At 40.2% G+C, this 14,484-nt stretch carries 13 protein-coding genes; 11 read left to right on the top strand and 2 right to left on the bottom strand.

All coding sequences use genetic code 11. The annotated features are described in order from the left end of the window. Positions 1-112 precede the first annotated feature (112 nt). From GQR53_RS02080 to fliD, 11 genes are all read left to right on the top strand, one after another. Positions 113-856 carry a flagellar basal body rod protein FlgF gene (locus GQR53_RS02080; protein ID WP_165742727.1) on the top strand — a complete coding sequence of 248 codons (744 nt, stop codon included), beginning with the start codon at positions 113-115 and terminating at the stop codon, positions 854-856. A gap of 21 nt (positions 857-877) precedes the next feature. After that, the gene (flgG, locus tag GQR53_RS02075; RefSeq protein WP_002959420.1) at positions 878-1,666 is read left to right on the top strand and encodes a flagellar basal-body rod protein FlgG; all 789 of its coding nucleotides are present in this window, start codon (positions 878-880) and stop codon (positions 1,664-1,666) included. A 16-nt stretch (positions 1,667-1,682) separates the two neighbouring features. Continuing rightward, positions 1,683-2,366 carry a flagellar basal body L-ring protein FlgH gene (gene flgH / locus GQR53_RS02070; protein ID WP_165742726.1) on the top strand — a complete coding sequence of 228 codons (684 nt, stop codon included), beginning with the start codon at positions 1,683-1,685 and terminating at the stop codon, positions 2,364-2,366. An 11-nt stretch (positions 2,367-2,377) separates the two neighbouring features. Beyond that, positions 2,378-3,472, top strand: a complete 1,095-nt coding sequence (locus GQR53_RS02065) for a flagellar basal body P-ring protein FlgI (RefSeq protein WP_165742725.1) — start codon at positions 2,378-2,380, stop codon at positions 3,470-3,472. Between the two features lie 158 nt (positions 3,473-3,630). Continuing rightward, complete coding sequence (gene flgJ, locus GQR53_RS02060) at positions 3,631-4,647, top strand: flagellar assembly peptidoglycan hydrolase FlgJ (RefSeq protein WP_165742724.1); 1,017 nt, start codon at positions 3,631-3,633, stop codon at positions 4,645-4,647. A gap of 1 nt (position 4,648) precedes the next feature. Then, on the top strand, positions 4,649-6,751 hold the full coding sequence (gene flgK / locus GQR53_RS02055; protein ID WP_165742723.1) for a flagellar hook-associated protein FlgK: 2,103 nt from the start codon (positions 4,649-4,651) through the stop codon (positions 6,749-6,751). A 2-nt stretch (positions 6,752-6,753) separates the two neighbouring features. Further along, entirely contained in the window at positions 6,754-8,028 is a 1,275-nt protein-coding gene (gene flgL, locus GQR53_RS02050) for a flagellar hook-associated protein FlgL (protein ID WP_165742722.1), read from the top strand. A 274-nt stretch (positions 8,029-8,302) separates the two neighbouring features. Further along, on the top strand, positions 8,303-10,117 hold the full coding sequence (locus tag GQR53_RS21690) for a flagellin (protein WP_277344619.1): 1,815 nt from the start codon (positions 8,303-8,305) through the stop codon (positions 10,115-10,117). A 269-nt stretch (positions 10,118-10,386) separates the two neighbouring features. Next, positions 10,387-11,541 carry a flagellin gene (locus tag GQR53_RS02040; RefSeq protein WP_165742721.1) on the top strand — a complete coding sequence of 385 codons (1,155 nt, stop codon included), beginning with the start codon at positions 10,387-10,389 and terminating at the stop codon, positions 11,539-11,541. Between the two features lie 152 nt (positions 11,542-11,693). Beyond that, positions 11,694-12,116, top strand: a complete 423-nt coding sequence (locus GQR53_RS02035) for a flagellar protein FlaG (protein ID WP_165742720.1) — start codon at positions 11,694-11,696, stop codon at positions 12,114-12,116. A gap of 52 nt (positions 12,117-12,168) precedes the next feature. Then, entirely contained in the window at positions 12,169-13,608 is a 1,440-nt protein-coding gene (gene fliD / locus GQR53_RS02030) for a flagellar filament capping protein FliD (RefSeq protein WP_165742719.1), read from the top strand. Positions 13,609-13,716: 108 nt separating this feature from the next. Here fliD and GQR53_RS02025 read toward each other — a convergent pair whose 3' ends face one another. Next, positions 13,717-14,013 (bottom strand): hypothetical protein, encoded by a 297-nt coding sequence (locus GQR53_RS02025; RefSeq protein WP_165742718.1) that lies wholly within the window; start codon positions 14,011-14,013, stop codon positions 13,717-13,719. A 5-nt stretch (positions 14,014-14,018) separates the two neighbouring features. Further along, the gene (gene fliS / locus GQR53_RS02020) at positions 14,019-14,420 is read right to left on the bottom strand and encodes a flagellar export chaperone FliS (RefSeq protein ID WP_165742717.1); all 402 of its coding nucleotides are present in this window, start codon (positions 14,418-14,420) and stop codon (positions 14,019-14,021) included. Positions 14,421-14,484: the final 64 nt, after the last annotated feature.

The raw sequence follows: 14,484 nt of genomic DNA, 5'->3' as shown, positions 1-14,484 counted from the left end.
TTATAAGTCCTCTTTGTAAGCCCTTCTAAATACCTCTCAATGTTGCGTCAAATTTAATCTGGCACCTATTTTGCATTTATAAGTTCAGAGATTTTTTATGTGAGTCGATACTATGGACAAAATGGTCTACATTGCGGCCTCTGGCGCTAAGCAAAGCCTACAAGGGCTTGCGCTTAAAGCCAATAATTTGGCGAATGCAAATACAACAGGATTTAAAGCCGACTTTGCGCAGGCGCGTTCTATGCAAGCGTTTGGCGAAGGTTTGCCTACACGTGTATTTTCAATGCAAGAGCGTCCGGGTTCAAACATGGTATCGGGTGGCATTGTTCAAACCGGGCGCGACTTAGATATCGCAATGAGCGATAACGCATGGCTTGCTGTGCAAGATGCCTCCGGTAATGAAGCTTACACAAAAGTGGGTACGTTGAACGTTACAGCTCAAGGTATGCTCGTAACCAGCCACGGTCGTCAAGTTATTGGCGAAGGGGGACCTGTTATTTTACCCGTCCCAGTCGAAAAAATAGGGTTTAGCCAAGATGGCGCTATTCAAGTACGACCACAGGGCGCTCCCGCTAACTTTTTAGAAGAAGTAGATACGCTTAGAGTGGTTGAAGCAAATAGCTCACAGCTCGAAAAAGGTAACGATGGTTTATTTAGACCAAAAGCAAATGTAACAGTAGATACCTCTGCCAATGTAAAAGTTTTAAGTGGTTCGCTTGAAATGTCGAATGTGAACCCTGTTCATGAAATGGTCGACATGATAAGCCACCAGCGCCAATTCGAATTACAAGTGAAATTAATGAAAACAGCTGAAGAAATTGACGAGCGTCAAGATCAGTTATTACGCATAGTTTAACTTTAAAGTGAGGACACGATTATGAATCCAGCATTGTGGATCAGTAAAACTGGGCTAGACGCTCAACAAACCGATATATCGGTTATCTCAAATAACTTAGCGAATGCGAGTACCGTAGGTTACAAAAAAAGCCGCGCTATATTTGAAGATTTACTTTATCAAAATATTAATCAACCAGGTGGTCGTTCATCGCAAGATACCGAAATGCCGTCGGGCTTAATGTTAGGTGCGGGTGCTAAAGTTGTAGCTAACCAAAAAGAGTTTACGCAAGGCAACATGTTGACCACCGAAAACTCACTAGATTGGATGATTTCTGGCGAAGGCTTTTTTGAAGTACTGCAACCAGATGGCAATATTGCTTACTCGCGCAACGGCCAGTTTACTACCGATGGCGATGGACGAATTGTAACATCGGGCGCAGGTTACGTTATTCAGCCAGAAATGAATGTACCAGATGACGCGCAATCAATTACGGTTTCGCAAGACGGCGAAGTATCTGTACGTGTTGCAGGCCAAGCCGATAACGTGGTCATTGGTCAGCTGACTATTAGTGATTTTATTAATCCGTCGGGCCTTGAGCCAATTGGTCAAAACCTTTATACCGAAACCGCTGTAAGTGGTGCGCCGGTACAAGGTAATCCTGGTGTTGAAGGGTTAGGTAGCATTATTCAAGGCTCACTCGAAACATCTAACGTAAATGTAACTGAAGAGCTGGTAAATCTAATCGAAACTCAGCGTATTTACGAAATGAACTCAAAAGTAATTTCGGCCGTTGACGAAATGATGAGTTATATCAATCAACAGCTTTAATAGAATAGGGGGAATTATGCGTAATATTATTTTATTTGCAGCGGGCACATTATTTTTAAGTGGCTGTATGTCTACGCAAAATAGTGAGGTAGTGCAGGACGACCCTTACTACGCACCTATGTACCCCGAACCTGTTTTAGAGCCGCTGGTAGCCACAGGTTCATTGTTTAATACTCATACATCAAACGACTTATATTCTGATAAAAAAGCGCTACGTACTGGCGATATAATTACGGTTAAATTGCAAGAGTCTACTCAAGCAACAAAAGCCGCTAAAACAGAAACAGACAAAGAAACTGACGCAAGCTTAGATCCCGTTATTGGATTAGGTGGTCTACCTGTAAATATAGGTGGTGACAGCATTCAGTTTGGTATTGGTAGTGATTCGTCGTTTACGGGCGATTCAAAATCAAACCAGTCAAACAGCTTAGTAGGCGATATTTCGGTTAATGTAATGCGCGTTTTACCTAATGGTAATTTAGTTATACGCGGCGAAAAATGGCTAACGCTTAATACCGGCGAAGAGTTTATTCGTTTAGAAGGGCTAGTACGCCCTCAAGACGTAAGTGCCGATAATACGGTTGAATCAAACCGTATTGCTAATGCACGTATTCAATACTCAGGTAAAGGGCAAACGCAAGAAGCGCAAAGTCCTGGTTGGCTTACACGTTTCTTTAGCAGTTCGCTGTTTCCATTTTAGAGGGTAACAACATGAATAGCCTTAAAGCTTTATGTTTAGTTGTGTTATTAGGCTGGCAATTTACTGCCAGTGCTGAGCGCATAAAAGATGTGTCTATGGTTGAAGGCGTACGCTCTAACCAGCTAGTTGGTTATGGCTTAGTGGTTGGTTTACCGGGCACTGGCGAGCAGAATTCATATACAAAACAAAGTTTTAGAGGCATGTTGAACAGCTTTGGTATTACGCTACCTTCAACTCAAAGTCCTAAAATTAAAAATGTTGCCGCTGTGGCGGTGCATGCAGAACTACCCGCATTTAGAAAACCCGGGCAAACAATAGATATTACGGTTTCTTCTATTGGTAGTGCAGGCAGCTTGCGTGGTGGTACTTTACTACAAACTTTTTTAAAAGGTGTAGACGGTAACGTGTACGCAATTGCACAAGGTAGTTTAATTGTCGGTGGCTTAGGCGCACAAGGTCTTGATGGCAGTAAGGTTGTAATTAACACGCCTACAGTTGGTCGTATACCAAATGGCGCAACAGTGGAGCGCACCGTAGAAAGCCCATTTATGCAAGGCGATTACATTACCTTCAACCTAAACCGCCCAGACTTTACAACGGCAAAACGCCTAGAAAAAACAATTAATGACTTAGTTGGCCCAAATAGTGCGCAAGCAATTGATTCTGTTTCTATTCGAGTTATAGCACCACGCGATGCATCCCAGCGTGTATCGTACTTATCGACACTCGAAAACTTGGAATTTAAGCCAGCTGATATGGCCGCTAAAATTATAGTTAACTCGCGCACAGGTACAATTGTCATTGGTAAAAACGTTAAGCTTCAGCCTGCCGCTATAACTCACGGTGGCTTAACAGTAACAATTGCAGAACAACAAAATGTGTCACAACCAAACCCGCTAGCAAACGGTGATACAGTTGTCACACAGCAAAGTATTATTGATGTAAACCAAGACGACTCGCGCGCCTTTGTATTTAATCCAGGTGTAAGCCTTGACGATTTAGTTCGCGCAATTAACGAAGTAGGCGCAGCGCCTGGTGACTTAATGGCTATTTTAGAAGCACTAAAAGAAGCCGGCGCAATTAACGGGCAGTTAGTTGTTATATAAATAACTCAAGCCAATAAATAACGTATTACTTAAGCCCTAGATATAGGGCTTTTTATTTACAGCAACTTAAGTTTATTATTTTTATCTTCCTCGTTTTATCGGTAGTGGCTCAATTTTTGCATTTTTAACTGCATTATTCATTTTGTGTCAAAAAGCCGATGGAAACTAATCACCTCGATAAACAAAACTTTTTTGATTTAGGCAACTTAGATTCACTTCGTAAAGAAGCCTTAACGAGTGGCGATGCATCAACTGATGCTTCCAAAGCTGCGCTCAAAAAAGCGGCCGCACAATTTGAAGCTATTTTTACGCAAATGTTGCTCAAAGGAATGCGCAAAGCTAACGAAGCATTTGAAGATAAAGACAGTCCATTTAATTCAAGTGGCGTAAAGTTTTTTGAAGAAATGCACGATCAGCAACTTTCAACAGAGCTTTCATCAAATGGCTCGTTAGGCCTTGCCGATTTAATTGTTCAGCAGTTATCGCCTGAGTCTAAAAACTTTATGCCAGGTTCGGTGCTTAGAACAACTAACGATATTTTCAGCGATACGCAAGTCGGATCCGCTCTTCCTCATGAGCAAAAAAATAAGCAACCCGATCTTATCGTTAAAAGTACTAAAGCCGATATTGCTGAGCCTAAGGTTAATACTGCAGAGTCTAAAACCGATAGCCCAACATTTAAAAATGCAGAAGAGTTTGTAAGTTCAGTGTGGGAACACGCTAAAACTGCAGCGCAAAAAATAGGTTTAAACCCAGCGGTAATGGTTGCTCAAGCGGCACTTGAAACCGGTTGGGGTAAACACATTATTAATAAAAGTGACGGTGGCAGCTCAAATAACTTATTTAATATTAAGTCAGATAAAAGCTGGGAAGGCGACAAAGCAAGCAAAGTAACGCTTGAGTTTGAACAAGGCACACCCGTTAAAAAACAAGCCAGCTTTAGAGCCTACGATTCAATTAAAGATAGCGTGAACGACTTCGTTGATTTTTTAACGCAAAACCCACGCTACAAAGAAGCATTACAAAATACAGCAAAACCAAATGACTTTTTAGATTCATTACAAAAAGCAGGTTATGCAACCGATCCAAATTATGCCAGCAAAATAAAAAATGTGCTCAATAGCAGTCAGCTAAAAGACATTGCGGCAAACGTGATCCGCCAAGGAGTAGAGTAACATGTCGTTTAATTTATTAAACATTGCCAGTTCTGGGGTTAGAGCAAGCTCGGAGCTATTGCAAACGACAAGTAAAAATATTGCCAATGTAAATACCGTAGGCTACGTACGTGAGCGTACAGAGTTTACCACTATGGTTGATAACCAAGTGGGGCGGGGCGAAACATACCGATTACTAAACGAGTTTGCTCAGTCACAGCTAAATCGTGACACCTCTAATAAATCGTTTTTCGATCAGTTTATTACTGAGGCTAATCGAGTTGATACTATTTTTTCTGAAGAGTCGAACAACCTTTCGACTGGAATTAACTCTTTATTTAATAACGTGCAAGAAGCGCTAAATCAGCCGTCATCTACCGTTGCCCGCTCATTAGTAATGACAGATGCGCAAAGCTTAATTGATCAAATGGATAGGCTTTCGGGCATCGTGCTTGATCAAAAAAGTGTAGTGAACGAGCAGCTCGAAATATTTTCAGATGAAGCAAACTCACTAATTCAAAGTATTAGCACGCTAAATCAAAATATTGCAGCAGTTAATGGCACTAATAACGCCGCAGATGCGAGCTCTACCTATAACGAACGCGATAAAGCAATACGCGACTTATCAGAGCTAATAGACATTGAAACGCTTGATGGTCCAAATGGCGAAAAACTCGTTTTTATGGGCACAGGCGAAGCAGTGGTTATGCAAAATGGCGCATTTAACTTATTTTCGATGACAGGGGATCCTGATCCTAATTTTAAAGAATTCACGCTTGACGTTAATGGTGGCAAAGCAGTGCCGCTTGAAGTTGATGTAAGTAAGCTTAAAGGCAAAATTGGCGGCTTACTTGCTTTTAGAGATGACATATTAGTTCCTGCGCAAAACCAAATTGGTCAAATGGGCTTAGCTATTGCTGATGCATTTAACGAGCAAAACAAATTGGGTATGGATGCAACAGGTCAGCTAGGTGGTAATATTTTTAATATACCTACCGTTGGCGCTTATGCGTATCAAGCTAACACAGGTACTGCCGGTATGACTGCAACGGTAGAGCCAGGTAAAGGTAGTGAACTTCCTGCTAGTGACTTTATTATTATTTATACCAGTGCAACATCGGTTTCTATTCAACCAGTAGATAATAAAGGCGAGCCGCTAGGTGATCCATCAGTTGCAGATATCCCAGCTGATGGGATCATAAATGCAGACGATATTCGAAATGCAGTCCCTTATCAAGCGGCAACAGCTACAACATCAGAAGTGTTAGCAACGGTAAAAGACTCCTTCGGACTACAATTAAATATAGATACAACCAAAACAGGTAACGTGGGAGATCAGTTTCAAATTAAACTTAATTCCGACTCGGCTTCTAGCATCACGCTTGCAACAGGGCGCGGCGAAGATTTAGCATTAGCTTCACCTATCCGTACATCTAACAGTATAGATAATACAGGTACTGCAACTATTTCAGTGGGTACAGTTAGTAGCGTTATTTCAGGTGGATTTACTTTAGAAACACCTCTCACTACACCGCCTATACCAGTTAATCCACCAGTACTTGCTAATGGTGATATTAAAATTGTTAAAGCTACAGGTACCAATGATTATTTAATTAGCGATGGTAGTGGCACTGATGTGGCAGTAACTATAGCGCCCCCAGGTAAAAACGTTTTAGCAGGTCTTGGTGCCCCTTATGATTCATATGGTTTTGACTTTGATATAGAAGGTACACCAGCAACAGGCGACACCTTTACACTTGAGTTTAACGAAGGCGGCTTTGACGATAACCGTAATGGTTTAAAATTAGCAGATTTACAAAATGGTGAGTTAGTCCGTTTAAATGTAGAAACAACAGCAACGGCCGACAACCATAAAACGTTCAACCAAGCTTATTCAGGATTAGTGAGCGATGTAGGTGTTGTAACTGGTCAAGCAATCACAAGTGGCGCTGCATTTGACGCTCTAGCACAGCAATCTGAGGCATGGTACGAGTCGTTATCTGGAGTAAATCTTGATGAAGAGGCCGCAAATTTACTGCGTTTTCAACAATCATATTCAGCATCAGCACAAGTTTTAGCAGCAGCTCAAGAAATTTTTGACACCTTATTAAATGCGGCGAGGTAATTATGCGTTTATCAAATAATTTAATGTACCAAAACAACATAAATAAAATACTCGACAACCAACAAGGTGTTGCAAATGCTCAAGAGCGAGTAAATACTAGGCAAAAGTATTTATCTACCTCAGAAGCGCCAGCTGCTATTTCGCAAGCTATGCTGTATTCAAATAAAATACTAACTAATGAGCAATACACTAAAAATATCGATCAGCTAAATGGCCGCCTAGAAACTGAAGAAAGCGTATTACAAAGCATAAATAGTAATATTCAACAAGCGCAAGAGCTCACTATTCAAGCAGGTAATGGTGTTTATACTAAAGACGATTTAAAGACGTTTGCATCAGAACTTAGTGGCATTCAACAAACGCTAGCTAACTTAATGAATACCCGAGCAGAAGACGGAAAATTCATATTTTCAGGATACCAAGACAGCACGCAGCCTTATCAGTTTGATTCTACAGCGGGTGAGTACACTTATAATGGCGATCAAGGCCAGCACCAAATAACTATAGCTGAAGGCGTATCAATTAAAGCGAGTGATAACGGCTTTGATACGTTTGAAAAAACAGATGCCAGATTAAACGTACTCGATAATAAAGCAGACATACCAACAACAACACCTGCAAATAATATTACTAAAGGCACTGTTTATGTTGATGGCCAAGCCGAGTTCGATAAGTTCCATCAAGCTCAATACAATGCCGATCCAACGACTCCAGTTTCACCTACAGCAAATACTTTTAGTGTAGTTACAACCGCTGGTGCGACAACAAACGATCCAGATACATATGAAATTTTACAAGATGGCGTGTCGCTTACCCCGCCTCAAACTGGTGAAGTTACAGATGATACAATTGAATTTGCAGGTATGAAAATTCAATTTGAGGGTAGCGCGCCTGGCCAACTCGATTTTAGCCTTGAAAAACCACATAAAGAAAACGTACTTAATACACTGCAATCACTTATTACCGGCCTTAATAATGGCGCACTTGAAGGTGATGACTTTCAGCAAGTACTTGCTGATGGCTTAGTGCAATTACAAAATGCGAGTGAGCAAGTGGTGTTTACCCAATCAAGTTTAGGCGGTCGTATGAACGCGCTTGAAAGAGTAAGCGATTCTAACTTAGCGCTCGATATTCAAAATAAAAGTAATCGCTCTAACTTAGTTGAAGTTGATATGGCAGAAGCTATTAGCGAACTCACTAAACAAGAAACGGCACTGCAAGCATCACAAGCCACTTTTGGCCGTTTAACTAACCTTTCATTATTCGATTACTTATAAGCAGATTATAAGCAGAAATACCTTGCCGCTTTACCTACTTTAAAGCGGCAATACTTGTTAAAGAATTGCGACAAAAAAATGTCACTCCCTTCTAAATAACCTCACTCCCTACTTTTAAACTCAATAAACTCAATTTTTACATTTAAAAACAAAGAGTTAAAAATAAATTAAAGTTGGCACAGTAAATGCTTTTATTGTTGTAAGAAATTATCGAATAGTGGTTCCTGTTAAATCGTGTTGAACCACACTCTGTTTAAACCTAGGAGATGGTAAAATGGCATTAACAGTAAATACTAATGTGTCGTCACTAAACGCACAACGTAACTTAACAAGATCTGGCGAAGGCTTAGCAACGTCAATGGAGCGTTTAGCCTCTGGCATGCGTATTAATAGCGCTAAAGATGATGCCGCCGGCTTACAAATTTCTAACCGTTTAACATCACAAATAAATGGCTTAGCTGTTGCTCAGCGTAACGCAAACGATGGTATTTCAATGGCGCAGACCGCTGAAGGCGCTATGCAAGAATCGACTAATATACTACAACGTATGCGAGAGCTAGCCCTGCAATCTGCTAATGGTTCAAATTCAGCTGAAGACCGTGATGCACTGCAAAAAGAAGTGTCTGCCTTACAAGAAGAATTAACACGAATCTCCGACACTACATCGTTCGGTGGTCAGCAATTATTAGACGGGTCATACGGGACCAGAAGTTTCCAGGTTGGTGCAAATGCAAATGAAACTATTTCAATTAGCTTGAGTAATACAGCTGCAGAAAAAATAGGGAAGTATCAAACTAATGTTGGAATAGACACTGTTATTGGTGGCAATATTACCTTTACTACAGGTGATATTAACACAGATGTAGCTATTGAGCCTGGTGCAACCGCAACAGAAAAGGCAGAGGCAATAAATGCACTCAGTAATGAGCATGGGATTACTGCATCATTGGTAGAAGTAGAAGAGTATCCTACCACTCAAACTACAGCTATATTAGGACCTCCTAATGCAGATGGGGACATATCTTTTAACTTAAACGGTACACCGATTACAGCACTGGGCGTAGCTACTACTGATCAGTCTGCTCTTGAGACTGCTATAAATGCTCAAAGTAGTACTACAGGAATCACAGCAACTCACGATAGTAGTACTGGTGAACTGACTTTAAGAGGTACCGCTGGTGTGGATATTACTCTTGCAAATTATGCTAACAGTGATGTAGCAACTAATAATTCAGCTACTTTCACAAACTCCCAAGGTAATAACACTACATTAACCGAAGGTGGGATAGAGAATGTAACTTCTGAAGCGACTGTAGTGACTCCAGCAACTCAAACTAAAGCCACGCTTAGCCCTCCAAGTATAGATGGTGATATATCTTTTCGTTTAAACGGTACACTGATTACAGCACTGGGCGTAACTACCACTGATCAGTCGGCTCTTGAGACGGCTATAAATACTCAAAGTAGTACTACAGGAATCACAGCAACTTATGATAGTAGTACTGGTGAACTGACTTTAAGAGGTACCGCTGGTGCTGATATTACTCTTACAGATTATGCAGATGCTGATGGAGCAGCTGATAACTCAGCTACTTTTACAGACTCCCAAGGTAATAGCACTGCACTAAAAGAAGATGTACTAGTTAATGCAGCGGCCGCAGCGGCTAATCCTGTGCTTATTACTTCATCAGAAGTATTGTTATCATCCTCTAAAACATTTTCCGTCTTAGATGCAAGTTCTGGAACAGCAGTAGCGGCATCTTCTGAATTAAACAATGTAGGGGATATTGATCTGACTACAGAGAAGGGATCACAAAGTGCAATATCTATAATTGATGGTGCACTTGCTCAAATCGATGATCAGCGCGCGGGTTTAGGTGCGGTTCAAAACCGTTTTGGTCATACAATTAGTAACCTTGCGAATATTCAAGAAAACGTATCTGCGTCACGTAGCCGTATTCAAGATACAGATTTTGCAACAGAAACCGCTCAAATGACGAAAAACCAAATACTGCAGCAGGCAGGCACATCAATACTTTCGCAAGCAAACCAAATTCCACAAGCAGCAATTAGTTTATTAGGTGGCTAATTATTTAGTTTACTAGTCACTGTTTATATAAACGCACTTTAATTTGAAGTGCGTTTTTTATTTTGTCAAAAAATAGATTTGAATTATTTAAATCAAAAACAATTAGTTATGTTTTATTTTGTAAGTAAACCAATTTTTTTTTAAAATACTCCTAAAGATAATTTACCTCCTGCCGTTAAGTTAATTAGTACGGAGCTGAGCATACAATTTGTGACAGCTCTTGGTTAAATTAAAATAGCAACATTACGAAAGTAATCAGGAGTTTTATCATGGCTTTATCAGTAAATACAAATGTATCTTCTTTAAACGCTCAGCGTAACTTGAACAAATCAAGCCAAGGCTTAGCGACATCAATGGAGCGTTTAGCTTCAGGTATGCGTATTAACAGTGCTAAAGATGACGCGGCAGGTTTACAAATTTCAAATAGAATGACGTCGCAAATTAACGGTTTAGGTGTTGCACAACGTAACGCTAATGACGGTATCTCTATGGCACAAACCGCAGAGGGCGCAATGCAATCGTCTACCGATATTTTACAACGTATGCGAGAGTTAGCGCTGCAATCGTCAAATGGATCAAATAGTTCAGATGATAGAGCATCTCTTCAAAAAGAAGTTGGCGCGCTAAAAGAAGAATTAACGCGTATTGCAAATACCACCTCTTTTGGTGGGCAAAAGCTTTTAGATGGTAGTTTTGGTACTAAGCAATTCCAAGTTGGTTCAAATGCTAATGAAACAATTGGTATGGAACTTTCAAGTATTAAGGCCGCAGATTTAGGTCAAGTAAAAGGTAAAACTTTATCGATTACGAGTAGCGTGTATGGAAATATAGGTGCTGTTGATGAAACTTTAACATTTAAAGTGAGCGGTGGTAGTGACATCACTGTTGATATAACCACAACAGATGATGCCGATACATTTACCAGTAAAATTAATGATGCACTTAGCTCATCGGGGGTTACGTTAACTAACACTGGTACAGCTATCGAGTTTAGTGCAACGAATGAAGTTACAAGTTTTACAATAGCAAGTGGTGAAACTACAGGTTTTCTTTCTGGGGCTTCAACAGCCTCTCTAGGTGATGCTGATTCAAGTGTGTCTGGTGTTGACATTGGATCGATTGATATCAGTGGTTCAGATGGTACTGGTGCTCAAAATGCGTTAGCTTCAATTGATGAAGCCTTGAAGCAAGTAGATGAGCAACGTGCCGATTTGGGTGCTCTGCAAAACCGTTTTGGCCATACTATTAGTAACTTGTCTAATATTCAAGAAAATGTATCTGCATCACGTAGCCGTATTCAAGATACCGATTTTGCAACAGAAACAGCGCAAATGACTAAAAACCAAATATTGCAACAAGCGGGTACGTCAATTTTATCGCAAGCGAATCAGTTACCACAAGCAGCACTTAGCTTATTAGGTTAATAAGTTAAACGTTATAGCTTAATGGTTAGCTAGCTAGTACATAAAGTCAGTATTAGTTTTACAAAAAAGGAGGTGGCTTTAGCTACCTCCTTTTGTGGTTTAAGGGTTTTAATTGAGCTATTGTTTAATTAACTAATAAATAGGAATCTGTTATGAATACCATTAATTCCAATGCAGAAGTTACATTACCAACTCCGCTTGCGGGTGAAGATAAAGTAGTTGGTCAAGCGGCTAGTTCGGTAACCGAACGCGCTGTTGACGATGTAAAGCAAGCTGATACACAAAATCAGCAACGATTACAGCAAAATCAATACGAAAAAAATAATCAAGAAGTAACTGCTCAGCCGTTAGAGCGTGAACAGCTAGAAAAAATGGCGCAGCAATTGCAGGAGTTTATGGGTGAAATGAACCGTAGCTTACAGTTTCAGGTAGACGAGGACTCTGGCCGCGATGTAATTAAAGTGCTAGATAAAGACACTGGCGATATTATTAAACAATATCCATCGGAAGAAGTGTTAAATTTAGTGTCTAAGTTATCTGAAACTGCGGGCTTATTGATAGATCACACTGTATAGCGCCTAAATGGTGGCTTAATTTTTCATTTAAATAGTTATTAAAGAGGGTAATATGGCTATTTCGTTTACAGGGTTAGGCTCAGGCTTACAAGTATCAGAAATTGTAGGTGCATTGGTAAATGCCGAAAAAGCCCCTTTTGAATCGCGTTTAAATAGAAAAGAGGGTAATTTAACCACAGATATTTCTGCCGCTGGGACACTTAAGGCGGCACTTGTAAAAGTGCAAGAATCTATGACCGCGCTTGGCAAGGTCGATAACTACCAAAAGCGCACAGCATCGGGTAATGATGATTTTATATCTCTTAGCTCAAACAAAGACGCCGAGCCAGGCAGTTATAATGTAAAAGTTGATGCACTGGCACAAGCCCATAAGTTATCGTCTCCTGCATTTGCTGCCGATGAGGCGATTGGTGGTGGTGTGATTACTATTGGCTCTGGAGATAACAGTTTTTCGACTGTGCTGTCGCCTACTAATACACTGGAAGATTTAAGAGACCAAATAAATAACGGCCCATACACTGGCTCTGACTCTAATGACTCTGTGGTAGCAACGATAGTAACCAGTGATGCAGGTCAACATTTGGTTTTAACCAGTAAACAAACCGGTGAAGAAAACGCCATTACCATTACCGTACAAGATAGCGATGGTAACAATACCGATGTAGGCGGGCTCTCTCGCTTAGCCTATGACGTGTCTGATGCGGACCCTGCAAACCATACGACTAATTTAACTGAGGTAAATGCGGCGCAAAATGCTCAAATAACCATTGATGGTACTTTAATTGCTTCAAGTAGTACGAACGAGTTTAAAAGTGTTATTGATGGCGTAGATATTACGGCTAAAAAAACCCAAGGTATTGATGGTGACGTAAGTACATTAACAGTAAAAGAAAACAATAATAATATTAAAGCTGGACTCGATGGGTTTGTTAAAAGTTACAATGAGCTGTTAGAGCTAAGTAAGAATTTAGGTAAATCTGGCGAGGATGGCGCTGGCGTAATGGCGGGTGATTCTCTGCTACGTGGTGTTATGTCAAAGTTAAGGCAAGAAATTACCAACAGTGTTGACTTGGGCGATGGTAACTCTTTATCGCTATCGCAGTTGGGTGTTGAAGCCGACAGATACGGTAAGTTAAGCTTAGATAGCGAACGCTTAGACGAGCAAGTAAAAAATGATGTTGATTTAGTGCAGCAGTTTTTTGTAGGTAAAAATACTGATGAAGGTGGTTTTGCCCAATCGTTTGATGAGTTAATGAACTTTTATACTAAGTCAGATGGTTTAATTCAAAACAGAATAGAAAGTAAAGAAGGGCAGCTGCGCGATATTGATGACGAGCGCGTGTCGTTTGCGCGTAAAATGGAGTCACTAGAGTCGCGCTTGTATGCGCAGTATAATAGTATGGATTTATTGGTGGCAGGCTTAAACTCTACCAGTAGCTATATTCAAGCGCAGTTAGACAATATGCCAGGTGTGGTAAGGCAGTCTAAATAATATGTATTATTGATTTAAAAAGGCCGCTAAGTATTTAACTTAGCGGCCTTTTTATTGTGTGCCACTTAGTGTGCTTGGTGATGGTATGCTAAGGGTTGGCTTTTACTGTTAAGTCGACTTATAAGCGTTTATGGCTTTATCCGACTTTTTATGTTTGAGTATCGCATTAAACGACTCTACTTTTTGGTTTTCTGCGGTTGCTAAAATCATATTAATTTGCGTTTGCAGTACACTTAACTCATCAGCAGTGGGCGGTGAGGTACTTTCGCACCAATTTACTAAGTGTTTATTTAATAACTCAAGCGAATTAGCAGCACCATCGGCCCTGTTGCTATTAACTTGAGCTTGAAGCTCGCAGAGTAATTGTTTAATTTGCTCTGCGGCTTGTGTTGACTTTTTTGGCATAGTTATTAAATAGCCGGCATACGTTGGTCGGCAGGAATACCCTCCCAACCCTCTTTAATTTCTTTAACAATGCTTGATACTTCAGTAATCGCTTCAATATCGTTGTTTATGTTCGCTTGCGTTAAACGACGCTGACAATAATCATAAAGAGCCAATAAATTATCCGAAATACTCGGGTCTTGTTCTACTTTTAAATTAAGCGCATCTTGCAGTGCACCTAATAGTAAAATGCAGGCAGAGATGTTTTCGCCTTTTTTAGCTATTTCTTTGCGCTCAATAAACCCTTTTGTAGCTGCTAAACGGCCGATAATATTACTAAATATAAGGTTTATTTGTTCGTAAGGAGTCATTTCGGCAATGCTACTAGCACGAACTTGACCGTATTTTTTTACTGAGATGTGAGCCATGGAAAATCCTAAAATTTAAAGCAATAAAATTATGTGAAAGCTATTATAAAAACTTATATAAAAA

Source organism: Pseudoalteromonas sp. Z9A6, assembly GCF_011378805.1.
Taxonomy (GTDB): Bacteria; Pseudomonadota; Gammaproteobacteria; order Enterobacterales; family Alteromonadaceae; genus Pseudoalteromonas; species Pseudoalteromonas distincta.
The sequence above is the reverse complement of the archived record's forward strand: the minus strand, read 5'-3'. Positions and strand labels throughout refer to the sequence as shown.

Bases quoted from the DNA above. Each gene is read 5' to 3' on its own strand.
- GQR53_RS02080 (WP_165742727.1), top strand. From the start codon at position 113: ATGGACAAAATGGTCTACATTGCGGCCTCTGGCGCTAAGCAAAGCCTA.
- flgG (WP_002959420.1), top strand. From the start codon at position 878: ATGAATCCAGCATTGTGGATCAGTAAAACTGGGCTAGACGCTCAACAA.
- flgH (WP_165742726.1), top strand. From the start codon at position 1,683: ATGCGTAATATTATTTTATTTGCAGCGGGCACATTATTTTTAAGTGGC.
- GQR53_RS02065 (WP_165742725.1), top strand. From the start codon at position 2,378: ATGAATAGCCTTAAAGCTTTATGTTTAGTTGTGTTATTAGGCTGGCAA.
- flgJ (WP_165742724.1), top strand. From the start codon at position 3,631: ATGGAAACTAATCACCTCGATAAACAAAACTTTTTTGATTTAGGCAAC.
- flgK (WP_165742723.1), top strand. From the start codon at position 4,649: ATGTCGTTTAATTTATTAAACATTGCCAGTTCTGGGGTTAGAGCAAGC.
- flgL (WP_165742722.1), top strand. From the start codon at position 6,754: ATGCGTTTATCAAATAATTTAATGTACCAAAACAACATAAATAAAATA.
- GQR53_RS21690 (WP_277344619.1), top strand. From the start codon at position 8,303: ATGGCATTAACAGTAAATACTAATGTGTCGTCACTAAACGCACAACGT.
- GQR53_RS02040 (WP_165742721.1), top strand. From the start codon at position 10,387: ATGGCTTTATCAGTAAATACAAATGTATCTTCTTTAAACGCTCAGCGT.
- GQR53_RS02035 (WP_165742720.1), top strand. From the start codon at position 11,694: ATGAATACCATTAATTCCAATGCAGAAGTTACATTACCAACTCCGCTT.
- fliD (WP_165742719.1), top strand. From the start codon at position 12,169: ATGGCTATTTCGTTTACAGGGTTAGGCTCAGGCTTACAAGTATCAGAA.
- GQR53_RS02025 (WP_165742718.1), bottom strand. From the start codon at position 14,013: ATGCCAAAAAAGTCAACACAAGCCGCAGAGCAAATTAAACAATTACTC.
- fliS (WP_165742717.1), bottom strand. From the start codon at position 14,420: ATGGCTCACATCTCAGTAAAAAAATACGGTCAAGTTCGTGCTAGTAGC.